General features: G+C 72.5%; 15 protein-coding genes. 11 read left to right on the plus strand and 4 right to left on the minus strand.

What is annotated here, in order from left to right:
* The first annotated feature begins 43 nt into the window (after positions 1-43).
* The 3 genes from ABZ877_RS14680 (at position 44) to ABZ877_RS14690 (ending at position 5,581) form a co-directional block, all read left to right on the plus strand.
* Positions 44-2,401 (plus strand): GH92 family glycosyl hydrolase, encoded by a 2,358-nt coding sequence (locus ABZ877_RS14680; RefSeq protein ID WP_361069806.1) that lies wholly within the window; start codon positions 44-46, stop codon positions 2,399-2,401.
* A gap of 186 nt (positions 2,402-2,587) precedes the next feature.
* Complete coding sequence (locus ABZ877_RS14685; RefSeq protein ID WP_361069809.1) at positions 2,588-3,955, plus strand: wax ester/triacylglycerol synthase family O-acyltransferase; 1,368 nt, start codon at positions 2,588-2,590, stop codon at positions 3,953-3,955.
* Positions 3,956-4,075: 120 nt separating this feature from the next.
* On the plus strand, positions 4,076-5,581 hold the full coding sequence (locus ABZ877_RS14690) for an SDR family NAD(P)-dependent oxidoreductase (protein ID WP_361069812.1): 1,506 nt from the start codon (positions 4,076-4,078) through the stop codon (positions 5,579-5,581).
* Here the strand turns inward: ABZ877_RS14690 and ABZ877_RS14695 are convergent.
* The gene (locus ABZ877_RS14695; protein ID WP_361069815.1) at positions 5,560-6,384 is read right to left on the minus strand and encodes an SDR family oxidoreductase; all 825 of its coding nucleotides are present in this window, start codon (positions 6,382-6,384) and stop codon (positions 5,560-5,562) included. The genes ABZ877_RS14690 and ABZ877_RS14695 overlap by 22 nt on opposite strands.
* Before the next feature lie 32 nt (positions 6,385-6,416).
* Positions 6,417-6,953, minus strand: a complete 537-nt coding sequence (locus ABZ877_RS14700; protein WP_361069817.1) for a metal-dependent phosphohydrolase — start codon at positions 6,951-6,953, stop codon at positions 6,417-6,419.
* A 266-nt stretch (positions 6,954-7,219) separates the two neighbouring features.
* Here ABZ877_RS14700 and ABZ877_RS14705 point away from each other — a divergent pair, with 266 nt between their 5' ends.
* The 3 genes from ABZ877_RS14705 (at position 7,220) to ABZ877_RS14715 (ending at position 9,638) form a co-directional block, all read left to right on the plus strand.
* Positions 7,220-7,999, plus strand: a complete 780-nt coding sequence (locus ABZ877_RS14705) for a DUF4142 domain-containing protein (protein WP_361069820.1) — start codon at positions 7,220-7,222, stop codon at positions 7,997-7,999.
* 352 nt (positions 8,000-8,351) lie between these two features.
* Positions 8,352-8,528: a hypothetical protein gene (locus ABZ877_RS14710; RefSeq protein ID WP_361069823.1), complete on the plus strand. Its 177-nt coding sequence runs from the start codon at positions 8,352-8,354 to the stop codon at positions 8,526-8,528.
* A 126-nt stretch (positions 8,529-8,654) separates the two neighbouring features.
* Positions 8,655-9,638 (plus strand): aldo/keto reductase, encoded by a 984-nt coding sequence (locus tag ABZ877_RS14715; protein ID WP_361069826.1) that lies wholly within the window; start codon positions 8,655-8,657, stop codon positions 9,636-9,638.
* Positions 9,639-9,641: 3 nt separating this feature from the next.
* Here the strand turns inward: ABZ877_RS14715 and ABZ877_RS14720 are convergent, their stop codons facing one another.
* Positions 9,642-11,051 carry a lipase maturation factor family protein gene (locus ABZ877_RS14720; RefSeq protein WP_361069828.1) on the minus strand — a complete coding sequence of 470 codons (1,410 nt, stop codon included), beginning with the start codon at positions 11,049-11,051 and terminating at the stop codon, positions 9,642-9,644.
* Between the two features lie 294 nt (positions 11,052-11,345).
* Here ABZ877_RS14720 and ABZ877_RS14725 point away from each other — a divergent pair, with 294 nt between their 5' ends.
* Positions 11,346-12,275 carry a PRC and DUF2382 domain-containing protein gene (locus ABZ877_RS14725; protein WP_361069831.1) on the plus strand — a complete coding sequence of 310 codons (930 nt, stop codon included), beginning with the start codon at positions 11,346-11,348 and terminating at the stop codon, positions 12,273-12,275.
* Positions 12,276-12,357: 82 nt separating this feature from the next.
* A complete protein-coding gene (locus ABZ877_RS14730; protein WP_361069834.1) occupies positions 12,358-13,218 on the plus strand; it encodes a DNA-formamidopyrimidine glycosylase family protein in 861 nt (286 codons plus the stop codon).
* Positions 13,219-13,224: 6 nt separating this feature from the next.
* Here the strand turns inward: ABZ877_RS14730 and ABZ877_RS14735 are convergent, their stop codons facing one another.
* The gene (locus ABZ877_RS14735; protein WP_361069837.1) at positions 13,225-13,884 is read right to left on the minus strand and encodes a zf-HC2 domain-containing protein; all 660 of its coding nucleotides are present in this window, start codon (positions 13,882-13,884) and stop codon (positions 13,225-13,227) included.
* Between the two features lie 90 nt (positions 13,885-13,974).
* Here ABZ877_RS14735 and ABZ877_RS14740 point away from each other — a divergent pair, with 90 nt between their 5' ends.
* From ABZ877_RS14740 to ABZ877_RS14750, 3 genes are all read left to right on the plus strand, one after another.
* Entirely contained in the window at positions 13,975-14,724 is a 750-nt protein-coding gene (locus ABZ877_RS14740; protein ID WP_361069840.1) for a LytTR family DNA-binding domain-containing protein, read from the plus strand.
* A gap of 72 nt (positions 14,725-14,796) precedes the next feature.
* Positions 14,797-15,141 carry a hypothetical protein gene (locus ABZ877_RS14745; RefSeq protein WP_361070005.1) on the plus strand — a complete coding sequence of 115 codons (345 nt, stop codon included), beginning with the start codon at positions 14,797-14,799 and terminating at the stop codon, positions 15,139-15,141.
* The coding region (locus tag ABZ877_RS14750) for a cation acetate symporter (RefSeq protein WP_361069843.1) at positions 15,138-16,870 on the plus strand (1,733 nt) is incomplete at its 3' end. The genes ABZ877_RS14745 and ABZ877_RS14750, both read left to right, overlap by 4 nt.

Consider the following 16,870-nt stretch of genomic DNA (forward strand, 5'->3'; position numbering starts at 1 on the left):
AAGAATGAGCGCGCCCGCTGACAACGTTGTCGAAAGGCCCACGATGACAACCCGCACGACACTCCGCAGAACCGCCCGCCTCGCGGTGGGCGTACTCGGAGCCGCCGTCCTGCTCGGCACCGGGCTCGGCGCGCCGGTGGCGCAGGCCGCGGCGTCCGCCGACCCCGGCCGGCTCACCGATCTGGTCAACCCGTTCATCGGCACCGAGAACGAGGGCAACACCTACCCCGGTGCCGCCGTCCCGTTCGGCATGGTCCAGTTCTCGCCGGACACCGGGCACAACACCGGCTACGACTACTCCGAGAACCACATCCGCGGCTTCTCCACGGTCCACATCTCGGGTGTCGGCTGCGGCCTCGGCGGCGACCTGCCGGTGCTGCCCACGACCGGCGACATCACGAGCACCGACTACGCCAAGTACGCGGCCGAGTTCAGCCACGACGACGAGACGGCCTCGCCCGGCTACTACAAGGTCGGCCTGAAGACCGGGATCGACGCCGAGCTGAGCGCCACCAAGCGCACCGGCGTCCAGCGCTACACCTTCCCGGCCACCGACAAGGCCAACGTCCTGATCAACGCGGGCCAGTCGCTGCACAAGTCGGTGCACACCAAGGTCGAGATCCTCGACAGCCGCACCGTGCGCACCGCCATCACGGGCAGCGGCTTCTGCCAGGACACCAAGCCGTACACGGTCTACACGATCACCAAGTTCGACCGTCCCTTCACCATGTCCGGCACCTGGAAGGGCGACACCGTCACCGCGGGCTCCAAGGCGTCCGCCGCGGACGCCGAGCGCAACGGCGCCTACGTCCGCTTCGACACGCGCAAGGACCGCACTGTCGAGGCGACCACCGCGATCTCCTACGTGGACGCCAAGGGAGCCGCCCTCAACCTCCGCGCCGAGGGCGGGCGCTCCTTCGACAAGGTGCGCCGCGCCGCCACGGCCGCCTGGGAGGACCGCCTCGGCGACGTGCGGGCGCAGGGCGGCAGCGAGACGCTGCGCCGCACCTTCTACTCCTCGCTCTACCGCTCGTTCCTCGCGCCGAACGTCGGCAGCGACGTGGACGGCCGGTACACGGGCTGGGACCAGAGGATTCACCGCGCGAAGGGTTATACGTACTACCAGAACTGGTCGCTCTGGGACACCTACCGCACCCAGGCGCAGCTCCTGGCGCTGCTCGCGCCGCGTGAGTCCCGTGACATGGCGCTCTCGGTCATCCAGATCGACAAGGACAGCGGCTGGCTGCCCAAGTGGGGCTACGGCACGGTCGAGACCAACATCATGACCGGCGACCCGGTCACCCCGTTCCTCACCAACGCCTACCAGCAGGGCCTGCTCAAGGGGCACGAGGAGGACGCGTACCGGGCGCTGAAGAAGAACGCCGACGGTGTGCCGCCCGCCGACTCCGCACCCGTGGGCCGCGAGGCCAACAAGGAGTACATCGCCGACGGCTTCGCCCCGTACATCAAGGGCCGCGCCCATGTGAAGCCCGGCGACTCCGACTACGACCACGGGGCCTCCGCCACCCTGGAGTACGCGCTGTCCGACGCCATGCTCGGCCAGATGGCCAAGGAGCTGGGCCACAAGGCCGACGCGAAGCGGTACGCCGAGCGGGCGCAGAACTACCGCAAGATCTTCGACGCCTCGACCGGCTTCTTCCGCGCCCGCGACGCCTCCGGCGCCTTCACCGGGCCCACCGACCCCGCGCAGAGCGAGGGCTTCCACGAGGGCACATCCTGGCAGTACCAGTGGCTCGTGCCGCAGGACCTGCCCGGCATGGTCTCCCTCATCGGCGGCAAGGACGCGGCGAACAAGCGCCTCGACTCCTTCTTCGCCTACGACCAGCTGGTCGCCGACCCGGCGAGGACCGCCCGCGAGGTGTGGGTCAACGGGCCGTACGACTACTACAACGCGGACAAGTACAACCCGCAGAACGAGCCCGACCTCATCGCCCCGTACACCTACCTCTCCACCGGCCAGCCGTGGAAGACCACCGACGTGGTGCACGCCGCGCTGACCCTCTTCACCGACGGCCCGACCGGCATGACCGGCAACGACGACCTCGGCACCATGTCCGCCTGGAACATTCTGTCGTCCATCGGCATCTTCCCGGTGCAGCCCGGCACCGACACCTGGGGCCTGTCGACGCCCGTCTTCGAACGCGTCGACCTCACCCTCGACCGCCGCTACTACCCGAAGGGGAAGCTGACGGTACGGGCGCCGGGCACGTCCGGCACCGAGCGGTACATCCAGTCGGCGCGGGTGAACGGGGCCGCGTACGGCAAGACGTACCTGACCACCGAGGACCTGCGCGGGCTGCGCGATCTGTCGTTCACGGTGGGCGGTACGCCCTCGGCGTGGGGGACCGGTGCGGATGCCGCGCCGCCCGCGCTGAAGTGACGTACTAGACACGTAGGAGGAAGTCACAGGAGTCACAGGAGACCCGCCTTTCCCAGGAGTTCTGCGGAGAGGCGGGTCTTAACCTGTTGTTAACTGTGCGTATCTAGATCGTACTTGACCGTAATCGACGGCGGAGGGTTGACTGTGCCCTTCTCCAACCCCCCGTCGCCGACGCGAGAGCACTCCATGACTGCCACAGGACCGGACCTGCTCGCCCCTCTCGACCTCGCCTTCTGGAACATCGAGACCGCCGAACACCCCATGCACCTCGGTGCCTTGGGCGTCTTCGAGGCCGACGGCCCCGGCGCCGCTCTCCACGCGTACGAACTCCTCGCCGCCCGCGCCGCCGGGGTGCCGGGGCTGCGCATGCGCATAGCCGGGGTGCTCGTGCCCGTGGGCGGCGCCGCGCGCGTGCCCGTCGCCGAGTTCGACCCGCTGGACCACGTGCGGATCGCGGAGCCGGTCGCCGACTTCCACGCCGCCGCCGGAGCGCTGATGGAGCGGCCCCTCGACCGGGCGCGGCCCCCGTGGGAGGCGCACGTGCTGCCCTCGGCGGACGGTGCGTCCTTCGCCGTCCTGTTCAAGTTCCACCACGCCCTCGCCGACGGGCTGCGCGCGCTGACGCTCGCCGCCGCCGTCATGGACCCCATGGACCTGCCGGCCGCACGAGCGCCGAAGGACGAGCCCGCGCCCCGGCGCGGCCTGCGCCTGCCGTTCCCCGGCCTGCGCGAGATCACCCTCGGCGACCTCGACCCGCGCCGCTACCCCGGCCACGCCCGTTCCCTGGCGGCCGGCGCCGTCCAGGCCGTCTCGATCGGCGCCTCCGTGGCCCGCGCCACCTGGGGCGTGCGCACCTCGCCCGCGCTGACCTCGAAACCCAGCGGCGAACGCGCCACCGCAGGGGTCGTCCTCGACCTTGACGACGTGCACCGCGTCCGCAAGAGCGCGGGCGGCACCGTCAACGACGTGCTCATCGCGATCGTCGCCGGAGCCGTGCGGCGCTGGCTCGACGAGCGCGGCGACGGCAGCGAGGGCGTCGAGCCGCGCGCCCTCATCCCCGTCTCCCGGCGCCGCCCGCGCACCGCCCACCCGCAGGGCAACCGGCTCTCCGGCTACCTCCTTCGCCTGCCCGTCACCGAGCCCGATCCCGAGCAGCGGCTGCGCGTCGTCCGGGCCGCCATGGACCGGCACAAGGACGCCGGGCCGAACCGGGGCGCCGGGGCCGTCGCCCTGCTCGCCGATCACCTGCCGCCCCTCGGGCACCGGCTCGGCGGCTCCTTCGTCGGGCAGAACGCGCGGCTGCTCTTCGACCTCCTCGTCACCAGCGTGCCGCTGCCCAGCCTCGGCCTGCGGCTCGGCGGCTGCCCGCTCACCGAGGTCTTCCCGCTGGCGCCGCTCGCCCAGGGGCAGTCCCTCGCCGTCGCCGTCTCCACGTACCGGGGGCGCGTGCACTACGGGCTCGTGGCCGACGCGCAGGCCGTCCCGGATCTCGCCGTGCTGGCCCGCGCCGTGACGGAGGAGCTGCCCGCGCTGACCGCCGCCTGCGCGCCCTGAGGCGCATCGAGTTTGGAGACTGGACCGGGCCGTTTGTAAAATTTGGCTCTCATCGTTCTCGACAGCGCCCGCGCACCGGGCGTGACGTGCGAGAACTCCTTCCCAGAAACGGCAGCGGCGATGACGGTGACAGACGACAACCAGGCCCCGGGGGCCCCTGACCTCACCGGGGCCGCCCCCGGTCCGGGCATCGACCCCGAGCGGCTCGCCGTCTGCCTCAGCGTGCTCGACGAACTCGACCGCCTCGACGTGGACCACCCCGACGCGATCGCCGTGCGGCGCGCCACCGCCGGGATCTACCGCACCGTGAAGCAGCGCCGCCGCCAGGAGCGCCGCGCCGCCAAGACCGCCCACGACAAGGCCGTCACCGAGGCGACCGCGACGGGCTCCGCGCAGCGCATCGACGACGAGACCGAGGGCCTGCTGCCGCAGTCCCGCACCGAGGAGGGCACGATCGCGGGGATACTCCAGCGCCCGCGCTCCTGCTACACCTGCAAGACCCGGTACGTCGAGGTGGACTACTTTTACCACCAGCTCTGTCCCGACTGCGCCCGCGTGAACCGGTCCAAACGCGACGCCCGCGCCGACCTCAGCGGCAAGCGGGCCCTGCTCACCGGCGGCCGCGCCAAGATCGGCATGTACATCGCGCTGCGGCTCCTGCGGGACGGCGCGCACACCACGATCACGACGCGCTTCCCCAAGGACGCCATCCGCCGCTTCAAGGCGATGGAGGACTCCGCCGAGTGGATCCACCGCCTGGAGGTCGTCGGCATCGACCTGCGCGACCCGGCGCAGTCGGTCGAGCTGGCCGAGCGCGTCGCCGCGCAGGGGCCGCTCGACATCCTCATCAACAACGCGACGCAGACCGTGCGCCGCCTGCCCTCCGCCTACGCCGCCCTCGTCGAGGGCGAGAGCGCGCCGCTGCCCGCCGGTGAGCTGCCCGCCCACTCCGTGATCGGCGCCTTCAACTCGGGCGCGGTCGACGGCATCGCCGCGCTGCCCATCGGCACCAGCGGCCTCGACGCGCAGAAGGTCGCCGACCTCGCGCTCGTCGCGGGCAACGCGAGCGTCGAGCGGCACCTGGACGGCACCGCCATCGACGCGGGCGGCCTCGTCCCCGACGTCGTCGACTCCAACACCTGGGTGCAGACCATCGACCAGATCTCCCCGGTCGAGCTCCTGGAGACCCAGCTCTGCAACTACACGTCGCCGTTCATCCTGATCAGCGCCCTGCGCCCGGCCATGGCCGACGCCGCGAAGAAGGCGTCGAGCGGTCGCGCGTACGTCGTCAACGTCTCCGCGATGGAGGGCGTCTTCGGCCGCGGCTACAAGGGCGCGGGCCACCCGAACACCAACGCTGCCAAGGCCGCCATGAACATGGTGACCCGGACCAGCGCGCAGGAGATGTTCCAGAGCGACGGCATCCTCATGACCTCCGTCGACACCGGCTGGATCACCGACGAGCGCCCCCACTACGACAAGCTGCGCCTCGCCGAGGAGGGCTTCCACGCCCCGCTCGACCTGATCGACGGCGCCGCCCGCGTCTACGACCCGGTCGTGCGCGGCGAGGCGGGCGAGGACGTGTACGGGGTCTTCCTGAAGGACTACGAACCCGGCAAGTGGTAGCGGAGCCGGTGGTGGACGGCGTCCGCAGCGCCGCCGCCCGGTGAGGCGGCCCGCACCCGCGTGCCGCCGTCCACCACCAGATCCGCGCCGGTGATCCACGACGCCTCGTCCGACACCAGCCAGCGCACCGCCCGCGCCACGTCCTCCGGCTCGCCGATGCGCCCGCACGGCAGCCCGGCCGCGACGCTCTCCTCGGCCCGCTCCCACACGAAGCGGGCCATCTCGGTGCGGACCAGACCGGGGGAGACCGAGTTGACCCGCACCGTCGGGCCCAGCTCGCCCGCCAGCTGAGCCGTCAGGTGCAGCAGCGCCGCCTTGCTCGTGCCGTACGCGCCGACGTGCGGGCCGACATGGGCGGCGCCCTCCGTGCACACATTGACGACCGCGCCGCCGTGCTCGGCCATCCACGCCCGCCACGCGCACTGCACGAGCCGCAGCGCCGCCTCGACGTTCACCGTGAACGCCGTGCGCCACACGTCCGGGTCCACGTCCATCAGCGGCCCGTACGGCTGATTCGTCGCCGCGTTGTTCACCACGACGTCCACCCGCCCGAACGCGGCCGTCGCCCGCTCCGTCACCTCCCACAGATGCGCCGGGTCGGCGACGGACCCGGCCACGCCCACCGCGTCCGCGCCGCGCGCCCGCAGCGCCGCGACCGTCTCCCGCACGCCGTCGGGGTCGCGCGCCGTGACGCACAGCGCGGCTCCGGCGCGGGCGAACTCCTCGGCGACGGCCCGCCCGATGCCGCGCGAGGCACCGGTCACGACAGCCGCCCTGCCGTCGAGGGCGCGGGGCGGGACCATGAGGGCCACGGTCCCACACGCCGCTCAATTCCTCATCTGCGTACGGCGGTTGTGCGCCGGGCCGCCACCAGTTCCAGGACCGGGCGCCAGTCCTCCATGACCCCCGCGTCCATCCCCGCCACCCAGGCCGCGTCCGCCGCCTGGCGCAGGGCCAGCGCGTCCTCGGCCAGGGGATCGGAGGCGAACGCGGCGATCTCGTGCGCCGGCATCGCGCCGCGCGCCGGCAGGCCACGGACCGGTTCCAGCGCGGCCACGTAGCGTCGCGCCGCCTCGTTCAGCCGGACCAGGCGCGCCACCCGCTCCCCGAGCAGCCCCCGCACCGCGTTCGCGACCCCCACGTCACCGCCCGGGTCAAGAAGTGGTCCCAGCGCGTGCACCAGCCCCGCGACCTGCAACTCCTTGTCGCTGGGCCGGCCGCGCCTGAGCAGCGCCGCTGTCTGCAGCGCGTGGTCGTGCAGGTCCACCCGGGCACCGCCGCGGCCGGGGGCGCCCCACGCGCCCCGGCAGGCGTGCAGCACCGCCATCAACTCCTCGACAGTGCGCAGCTCGACGCGTTCCACGCGGTCCATGGACGACTCCTCCCGACATCCCTGCGCTGCCTGTGCGTCTGTCCGGAAGCAGACCAGGGGGAGGCCATGCGCAGCGGACCGGCAGCCGACGGGACGGTCAACGGGGCGTTAACGATGCGTCGTCGGTGGCGAGGCGGTGAGGGCGAGGAGAGGCGTCGCGGGGCTGAACATCCCGGCCGCCCCGCCCGTATCTTTCCGTACCAACAACTGGCTTGCCCGCACGGGCATCACGCGGGCGAGCCGACGTCGGTCACCAGGAGGACCGCTTGCGTCGCGTGAACGGCACCACCCTCATCCTCGCCGCCCTGGTCGCCACCCTGGGCGCCCTGGCATTCCCGATCTGGTCGTACGCCGACCGGTCCGGAACCGGCCAGGCCAACCTGGCCGCGAGCACGGTGTCCACGCCGTGGGGCCCGCTGTCGGCGACGGACCGGGACTTCCTCGTCAAGGTCAGGCTCGCCGGGCTGTGGGAGATCCCGGCCGGCCAGCAGGCCATGGAGCGCGCCCCGACACAGGCGATCAGGGACGCGGGGGACCACCTCGTCATCGGCCACACCGACCTCGATCAGCGGGTGCGCTCGGTGGCCGCGCGCCTCGGCGTCGAACTGCCGAACCAGCCGTCCGCGCAGCAGCAGGGGTGGCTCCGGGAGATGTCCGCGGCGAGCGGCAAGGACTACGAACGCAAGTTCGCCAATCTGCTCCGCGATTCGCACGGCAAGGTGTTCGCGCTCGTCGCCCAGGTCCGGCACACCACGCGCAACAGCCTCGTACGCGACTTGGCCACGGACGCCAACCAGACGGTCCTGGACCACATCACCATGCTGGAGAACACCGGCGACGTGGACTTCGACTCGATCGCGAACGAGGCCGCGGGCACCGCCACGGCCAGCCCGACGGGCCCGCCCCCGCCGGACGGCCAGGCCCCGCCCGCCCCCTCTCCCGCCCAGCCCACGGGCTCGCCCGACGCGACCTCCCGGCCCTCGGCCGAGGTCACCGACGGGCCGGGCCGCACCGTCAACACGGACCGGCCCGCCCCGGACTACTGACGAAAAACCCAGAAGTCTCCTCCTGGCGCCGAAAATCGCTCGCGCGGGCCGCCTCCGCATGGCTGAATGAACACACGGCGACCCGTGCGCGACGTACGGGTTTCAGCCCCATCGAGCGGACCCCCGCTCATTTGGTTACTCTGTAGCCGGACGGTTACTGCAAGTGGGTCCCACCCGTACCCATGGAACCGCCCGGGGAGAAGCCGGTCACCACGGCCGATCCCACCAGCGACAACCGGCGCCACCGCGCCCGGACTGGCCCTCTACTCAAGCCCTATCGGGCGTCCGGTGCCCCGCGCGACGCTGGGCCGGTCACGCCGGAGCGGGTTACCCGACACATGAGGAGTGCGCGGTGACACCAGAGAAGACGAATCGCGAACAGCGCCCGAAGGACCGAACCGAGCGGGCCGGCCGTCGCAGGCCGGAGAAGCTCGGCAGCCTCGACGTCTGGGCCCGGTCGGCCCCCATCCGCCTCGCCGGGTACGAGGACGACCTCGCCGAACCGCACATCCTGCCCAGCGTCGACTGAGGCGTGTTTCCGTAGTCCGCTCGTCCGCCCGCACCCCCCGAAGCCACCCGGCCATGGGGTGCGGGCACACGTGCGAGCAGTCGCTCCCGGACCACCCCACGCGAACGGAGCCGGACGGTGACGTCGATGCGGACCCGCCCCCTCGGCCGGACCGGCGTCCGGGTCACCGCGCTCGGCTTCGGCGCGGCGGGCATCGGCAACCTGTTCACGCCGGTCCGCGACGACGAGGCGTACACCGCGCTCGACACCGCCTGGGACGCGGGCATCCGCTCCTTCGACACCGCCCCGCACTACGGCCTCGGCCTGTCCGAGCGCCGCCTCGGCGAGTTCCTGCGCTCCCGGCCCACCGGCTCGTACACCCTGTCCACGAAGGTCGGCCGCCTCCTGGAACCGTACGACGGCGGGGGCGACGACGTGCGGAACGGGTTCGCCGTGCCCGCCACGCACCGCCGCGTATGGGACTTCAGCGCGGCCGGGGTGCGCCGCTCCCTCGAGGACAGCCTCGGCCGGCTCGGCGTCGACAGAATCGACGTGGTGTATCTGCACGACCCGGACCACCACGCCAAGCAGGCGTTCGGCGAGGCGTATCCGGAGCTGGAGCGGTTGCGGGGCGAGGGGCTGATCGACGCCATCGGGGCGGGCATGAACCAGGCGCGGATGCTGACCCGGTTCGTGCGCGACACCGACGTCGACGTGGTCCTGTGCGCGGGCCGCTACAGCCTCCTGGACCAGGGTGCCCTGCCCCATCTCCTGCCCATGGCGTCGGCGCGCGGCGTCTCCGTCGTCATCGGCGGCGTCTTCAACTCGGGCCTCCTGGCCGACCCGCGACAGGGCGGCACATTCGACTACACGCTGGCCGCGCCGGTCATGGTGCGCAAGGCGCTGAAGTGGAAGAAGCTGGCCGAACGGCACGGCACGACGCTGCGGGCCGCCGCGCTCGCCTTCCCGTTCGGCCACCCCGCCGTCACGGGTGTGCTGGTCGGCACCCGCTCGGCGGCCGAAGTCCTGGACGCGGTGGAGCAGTTCGACACCCCGGTGCCGGAGGCGTTCTGGTCGGAGGCCCGTGCCCGCAACCTCCTCGCTCCCGGCGCCCCCACCCCCGGACCGTAGGAACTACCCGCTCAGCCGCGTCGGCGCCAGGAACTCCCGTACATAGGTCCGCTGCCACCAGGCGCCGGTCGCCCGCAGCTCGCGCCACGTCGAGAACCGGTAGCGATAGACCAGGACCCGGATGTGGGTGGGCGGTTCGTCGGGGAAGGGGCAGTGGCGAAGAAGGCGGAGCGTGTCCCGGTCGCCTTCGAGGAGGCGCTCGACGAGCCCGTCGAACCACGGCCTGGCGTACGCGGGCGACAGCGCGGCGAACCACATCATCCAGTCCAGCCGCAGATGATAGGGCGCGAACTGGCGCGGCAGGCGGCGCGGATCACCCGGCTTGCCCTTGAACTCGTAGGCCAGCCACTCGGAGTCGCGGCGTGGCTTCGGGGCCGCCGTGCCCTCGATCACCAGCTCCTGCCGGACCCGGCCCACCGTGCCGAAGGCCCCGTACGTGTTGACGAGGTGCAGGGGATCGTACGAGCGGTTCATGGACTGGCGCCGGGAGAGGAGATTGCGGGCGGGGTGCCGGCTGAGTACCGCCACGAGGACGGTCAGGGCGAGGACGAGGACCTCGTACCAGAGCGGTGCCCTCGGCATCTCGGGAGGCGTGTGCAGCGGGGTGAGGTCGAGCGCGGCGGCGGCGATCACCACCGTCAGCCAGTTCAGCCAGGCGAAGTTCCCCGACAGGATCAGCCACAACTGCGTGACGATCATGATGGCGGCGGCCACCGTGGCGACGGGCTGCGGCGTGAACAGGAGGAACGGGACGACGAGTTGCGTGACGTGGTTCGCCGCCGCCTCCACCCGGTGCAGCGGACGCGGCAGACGGTGGAAGAACCAGCTCAGCGGCCCTGGCATCGGCTGCGTCTCGTGGTGGAAGTACAGGCAGGTCAGCTTCCGCCAGCAGGTGTCGCCGCGCCACTTGATGAGGCCCGCGCCGAACTCCAGACGGAACAGCAACCAGCGCAGCAGGAACAGGACGAGGACCGGCGGCGCCACCTCGTCGTTGCCGAGGAACACCGCCAGAAAGCCGGTTTCGAGGAGCAGGGACTCCCAGCCGAAGCCGTACCAGGTCTGCCCGACATTGACGATCGACAGGTACAGCGCCCAAGGCGCCAGCCACAACAGCATCGCCGCCCACAGCGGCACCAGCCCGTCGACGCCCGCGAGCAGCGCCACGGCGAGAGCGGCACCGGCCCACGCGCACCCGGCGAAGAACCGGTCCGAGTAGCGCAGCCGGAACAGGCTCGGCGCCCGCCGCCACCCCACCCGCGCCAGGAACCGCGGCACCGGCTGCATGCCGCGCTCCCCGATCAACGCACGGAACTGCAGCGCGGCCCCGACGAACGCGGCCACATAGACCGCGGCGAGCCCACGCTGGAACACCAGCCGCCCGAGCCAGTAATCACCGTCACCGAACCACTCCACACCTCCCAGTCTGCGCCGCACGGCCCCCCAACACCACGAACCCCCGACGGCGCGCCCCGCGGTCAGGTCGGCGGTCGGGCATGTCACCCGTATGGCGTAATCCCTGCGACGCCCGTGCGATACGCCACATCCGCTCTGTCGCACGGCGGAAGCCCGGTTCGGTACTCCGTTCGGCTACCCGGGGTGAAGTCCTCTGTTGCACGTGGCCGGGCGGCGTCGCGCCATGGAGACGAGGCACATGGTCGAAGCGGCGACCTCCGTTCGCCCCCATGTTCCCGGAGGGAGTGATCACGCATGACGCAGGGCGAAACCTTCAACAATCCCGATGCCCTCGTGGGGCTCACGGCGTACGACCGCACGGGAGAGAAGATCGGCAGCGTTGAGCGGGTCTATCTCGACGACGCCACGGGCCGCGCCGACTGGGTGACGGTGAAGACCGGCCTCTTCGGCATGAAGGAGACCTTCGTGCCGCTGGCGGGCGCGAGCCGCGAGGAGGACAGGCTGAAGGTCGCGTACACCAAGGAGGCGGTCAAGGACGCGCCCCGCGTCGATGCCGACCAGCACCTCGACCAGGACGAGAAGCAGGAGCTGTACCGGCACTACGGCCTCTCGTCGCCGTCCGCCGCCCCCATGGGCGGTACCGGGCGCACCGGCATGCGGGGCGACGCCGCCGCCACCGGCACGGCCGCCGGCGCGGGCATGGGCGCGGGTATGCGGGGCGAGGAGCACCACGGGCGCCACGCCGCTGCCGCCGGTGCGGGCGCCGGGCAGCGCGAGCCCGCCATGCGCTCCGGCACCGGCAGGGACGGCAAGGACGAGATGATCCGCTCCGAGGAGCGGCTGCGCATCGGCACCGAGGAGCACGAGGTGGGCCGGGCCCACCTGCGCAAGGTCGTCGAGACGGAGGACGTCACCACGTCCGTGCCGGTCTCCCACGAGGAGGTCCGCGTCGTCCGCGAACCGATCCGCGAGGGCGACGCGAGGCGTGCCAGCATCGGCGAGGCCGAGACCGAGGTGACGCTCCACGAGGAGCGCGCGGTCGTCAGCAAGGAGACGGTCCCGGTCGAGCGCGTCCGCCTGGAGACCGAGAAGGTCACCGAGACGGACGAGGTCTCCGGCACGGTCCGCAAGGAGCGGATCGAGTACGACACCCCCGAGCGGACCGACCGCAAGGGCATGCCGCGCGACGGCAGGTCCGGCCCGGGCCACGGCCCGCGCCACTGACGCCTCCCTCCGGCGGTACGGCGGGCCCGGTCGGGAATCTCCGGCCGGGCCCGCCGGCGTGCGCCGTGGCACTCTTGTACGTATGCCGGAATTGCCCGAGGTCGAAGCGTTGACGGACTTCCTCACCGAGCATCTGGTGGGACACGAGATCACCCGCGTCCTGCCGGTCGCGATCAACGTCCTCAAGACGTACGACCCCCCGCCCATGGCCCTCGAACGCCGCACCGTGACCTCCGTCGCCCGGCACGGCAAGTTCCTCGACATCGACACCGGCGGCCTCCACCTCGTCACCCACCTGGCCCGCGCGGGCTGGCTGCACTGGCGCGAACGGCTCCCCGACGGCCCGCCCAAGCCGGGCAAGGGCCCGCTGGCACTGCGCGTCGCGCTGGAGAACGGCGCGGGCTTCGACCTCACGGAGGCGGGCACGAAGAAGGGCCTCGCCGTCTACGTCGTCGCCGACCCCGGCGATGTACCGGGCATCGCACGCCTCGGCCCCGACCCGCTGGCCGACGACTTCGACGAGGCGGCCTTCGCCAAGCTCCTCGCCGGGGAACGCCGCCAGATCAAGGGCGCCCTGCGCGACCAGAGCCTGATCGCGGGCGTCGGCAACGCCTACAGCGACGAGATCCTGCACGTGGCCCGCATGTCCCCGTTCAAGCAGACGGCGACCCTCAAGCCGGAGGACGTCCACACCCTGTACGAGGCGCTGCGCACCACGCTCAAGGACGCCGTGGAACGCTCACGCGGCGTCGCGGCCGGCCGCCTCAAGGCCGAGAAGAAGACGGGCCTGCGCGTCCACGGCCGCACCGGCGAACCCTGCCCCGTCTGCGGCGACACCATCCGCGAGGTCAGCTTCAGCGACAGCTCCCTGCAGTACTGCCCGACGTGCCAGACGGGCGGCAAGCCGCTGGCCGACCGCCGGTTGTCCCGGTTGCTGAAGTAGGCCGCGTCAGCCGGTCACCGGCAAGGCCAGCAGCCGGCCGCCGTCCGTGGCCCGCACCTCGAACCTGCGGATCTCGTCGGGGCGGTCCGCCGCACCGCCCTGCACCCTCACCCGGTCACCGCCGTGCACCGTCCAGCTCGCCACCGTCTGTTCCGTGCCGTCCCGGTCCACCGCGACCAGCGCGCAGACGCGGGGCCCGCCCCCGTCACGGACGTCCAGGTCCACCTGCGTGCCCCAGCCGCGCTCATGGGCGGTGAGGGTGGCGGCGACCCCGGTCGTACGGTCCCGGCCGCGCAGAATCAGCGGCGCCGGGCCCGCACCGCCGTGCTCGGACAGGAGCGCCGCGCCCTGCCCGGCCGCGCCGAGCAGCAGCACCGCCGCCACGGCCGCGCCCCACAGCCTCCGCCGCGTCCTGCGATGCAGCGCGGCGAGCCGGTCGACGGCACGGTCCACCAGCGTCGGCGCGGGCCGCGCGAACAGCTCCACGCAGCGCGGTGTCGCCCGCGCGTACACGTCGAGGACGTCGGCGGCGGGGCCGAGCTCACGCAGGTGTGCCGCGCACACCCCGCACTCGGCGAGATGGTCCTCGAAGCGGAAGCGGTCCGCCGCGTCCAGGACCCCCAGCGCGTAGGCGCCGGCGTCGCGATGCCGTTCCAGGGACCTCATGCGTTCCTCCCGCTCTCGCCCACCGGTACGCACCCGGCGCCCGAATCACTCAAGCGACCGTCCGGCGACCGCCCGATTACACTCCGCCGCATGCTGCGCGTACTGGCCGTCGACGACGAGGAACCCGCCCTCGCCGAACTCCTCTACCTCCTGCGCGCCGACCCGCGCGTCCGCAGCGCCGAGGGCGCCACCGACGCCACCGAGGCGCTGCGCCGCATCGGCCGAGCCCTGGAGGAGGGGCCCGGCGGCGGCGACGCCATCGACGTACTCTTCCTCGACATCCAGATGGCGGGCCTGACGGGACTCGACGTGGCGCGCCTGCTCGCCGGGTTCGCGCGCCCCCCGCTGGTCGTCTTCGTCACGGCGCACGAGGACTTCGCCGTCCAGGCCTTCGACCTGAAGGCCGTCGACTACCTGCTGAAACCGGTGCGCCGCGAACGCCTCGCCGAAGCCGTCCGCCGGGTCGCCGAGCGGGCGGCCAGCGCGCCGCCCCCGGCGACGGTCGCGGACCGCATCCCCGTCGAGCTGGGCGGCGTCACCCGCCTCGTCCCCGTCTCCGACATCACGTACGCCGAGGCGCAGGGCGACTACGCGCGCCTGCACACCACGGACGGCGCCAGCCACCTCGTCCGCATCCCGCTGACCACGCTGGAGGAGCGCTGGCAGCCGCTCGGCTTCGTCCGCGTCCACCGCAGCCACCTCGTCTCCCTGCACCGCATCGACGAACTCCGGCTCGACGGCACCGGCATGACCCTGCGCGTCGGCGCCGCCGAGATCGCCGTGAGCCGCCGCCACGCCAGCCGCGTACGGGAGCTGCTGATGCGCCGGGCCACCGGCTGACCAGCGCACCCCTTCCTTCACCACCTTCCGCCCGCCTACACTCCGCCCGTGTCCGAACCACGGCGGCAGGTGGTGACCGGCGAGCCGCGCACCGTGCACGGCGCGGCCGGTCCGCCCGGGCTGCGCACCCAGGGCGAGATCGACGAACAGACGCCGCTCGGCGCCGCGTACGTACGCTCATTGATGCGCAGCCAACTGCGGGCGGCGACGGCGGCGTTCGCGGTCCTCGCGCTGCCGGTGGCGGTCCTGCCCCTGTTCTTCGGAGCCCTGGGCAACACGGCGGTGGAGTGGCTGGTCCTGGGCTTCGGCTGCTACCCACTCCTTGTCCTCATCGCCTGGTGGTACGTGCGCCGGGCCGAGCGCAACGAACGCGACTTCGCCGACCTCGTCCGCGGCCGTGACAGCGGAGCGCCGTGAACGAGGCGTACGCGATCCCCGCGGTGGCCGTCGTCGTCCTCGCCACCGTCCTCATCGGCGGCTTCGGCCTGCGGATCTCCCGCACGACGTCCGACTTCTACGTGGCCTCGCGCACCGTCGGACCACGCCTCAACGCGGCGGCGATCAGCGGCGAGTACCTCTCGGCGGCGTCCTTCCTCGGCATCGCGGGCCTCCTCCTCGTCCACGGTCCCGACATGCTCTGGTACCCGGTCGGCTACACGGCGGGCTACCTCGTCCTCCTGGTGTTCGTCGCGGCCCCGCTGCGCCGCTCGGGCGCGTACACGCTGCCCGACTTCGCGGAGGGCCGCCTGGAGTCGCGCCAAGTGCGCCGCGTCGTCAGCGTCCTCGTCGTCGGCGCGGGCTGGCTGTACCTGGTGCCGCAGCTCCAGGGCGCGGGCCTGACCCTGCAGATCCTCACCGGGGCGCCGCGCTGGTTCGGCGGGGCGCTGGTCGCCACGGTCGTCGTGCTCGCGGTGGCGGCGGGCGGCATGCGCTCGATCACCTTCGTGCAGGCGTTCCAGTACTGGCTGAAGCTGACGGCGCTCCTCGTCCCGGTGTTCTTCCTGCTCCTGGCCTGGCGGGGGAGCGGCGGCCCGCCGGGCGTGGTCCCGGCCGATCTGCCCTCGGCGGGCGTGGGCGCGGGCCAGCCCCTCGCCACCAGCCGCGCCGACCATCCGCTCTACGCCACGTACGGGCTGATCGTCGCGACGTTCCTCGGCACGATGGGCCTGCCGCACGTCGTGGTCCGCTTCTACACGAGCCCGAACGGCCGTGCGGCGCGCCGGACGACGGTGGTGGTCCTGGCCCTGATAGGCGCGTTCTACCTCCTCCCTCCCCTCTACGGCTGGCTGGGCCGCCTGTACGCCCCTGGTCTTGCGGCCACCCACGACGCGGACGCGACGGTGCTGCTGCTGCCGGGCCTGATGGTGGACGGTGTGGCGGGCGACCTGCTCGGCGCGCTCGTGGCGGGCGGGGCGTTCGCGGCGTTCCTCTCGACGGCGTCGGGGCTGACGATGGCGGTCGCGGGTGTGGTCAGCCAGGACGTGCTGCCGAGGCGCGGGGTACGCCACTTCCGGGTCGCGGTGGCGCTGGCGATGGCGGTGCCGCTGGCAGGGGCGCTCCTTGTGGACGGGGTCCCGGTGGCGGACGCGGTGGGCATGGCGTTCGCGGTGTCGGCCTCCTCCTTCTGCCCGCTCCTCATCCTGGGCATCTGGTGGCGCCGCCTGACCCCTCCGGGGGCGCTGGCGGGCCTGCTCCTGGGCGGCGGCTCGGCGTTCGTGGCGGTGACATCCACGGTGGCGGGCACGGCCCCGCACGGCTGGCTCCACACCCTGCTGGCCTGGCCCGCGCTCTGGTCGGTCCCGGTCGGCTTCCTGACAATGACCCTGGTCTCACTGGCCACCCCCCACACGATCCCCCCACACACCACAGCAACAATGACCCGCCTCCACCTCCCAGAAACCCTCCGATCCCCCACGGCGAGCGGGGCTTTTCAGGGACGCGGGGAACGGCGCGAGCAACCACGAAAAACCCGCACCCGCGCAACAACCACACCCCCCACGGCGAGTGGGGCTTTTGAGGGGCGCGGGGAACTGCGCGAGCAACCACAAGAAACCCGCACCCGCGCAACAACCACACCCCCCACGGCGAGTGGGGCTTTTCAGGGGCGCGGGGAACTGCGCGAGCAACCACAAGAAACCCGCACCCG

It is taken from the genome of Streptomyces sp. NPDC046939 (assembly GCF_040644575.1).
GTDB lineage: Bacteria > Actinomycetota > Actinomycetes > Streptomycetales > Streptomycetaceae > Streptomyces.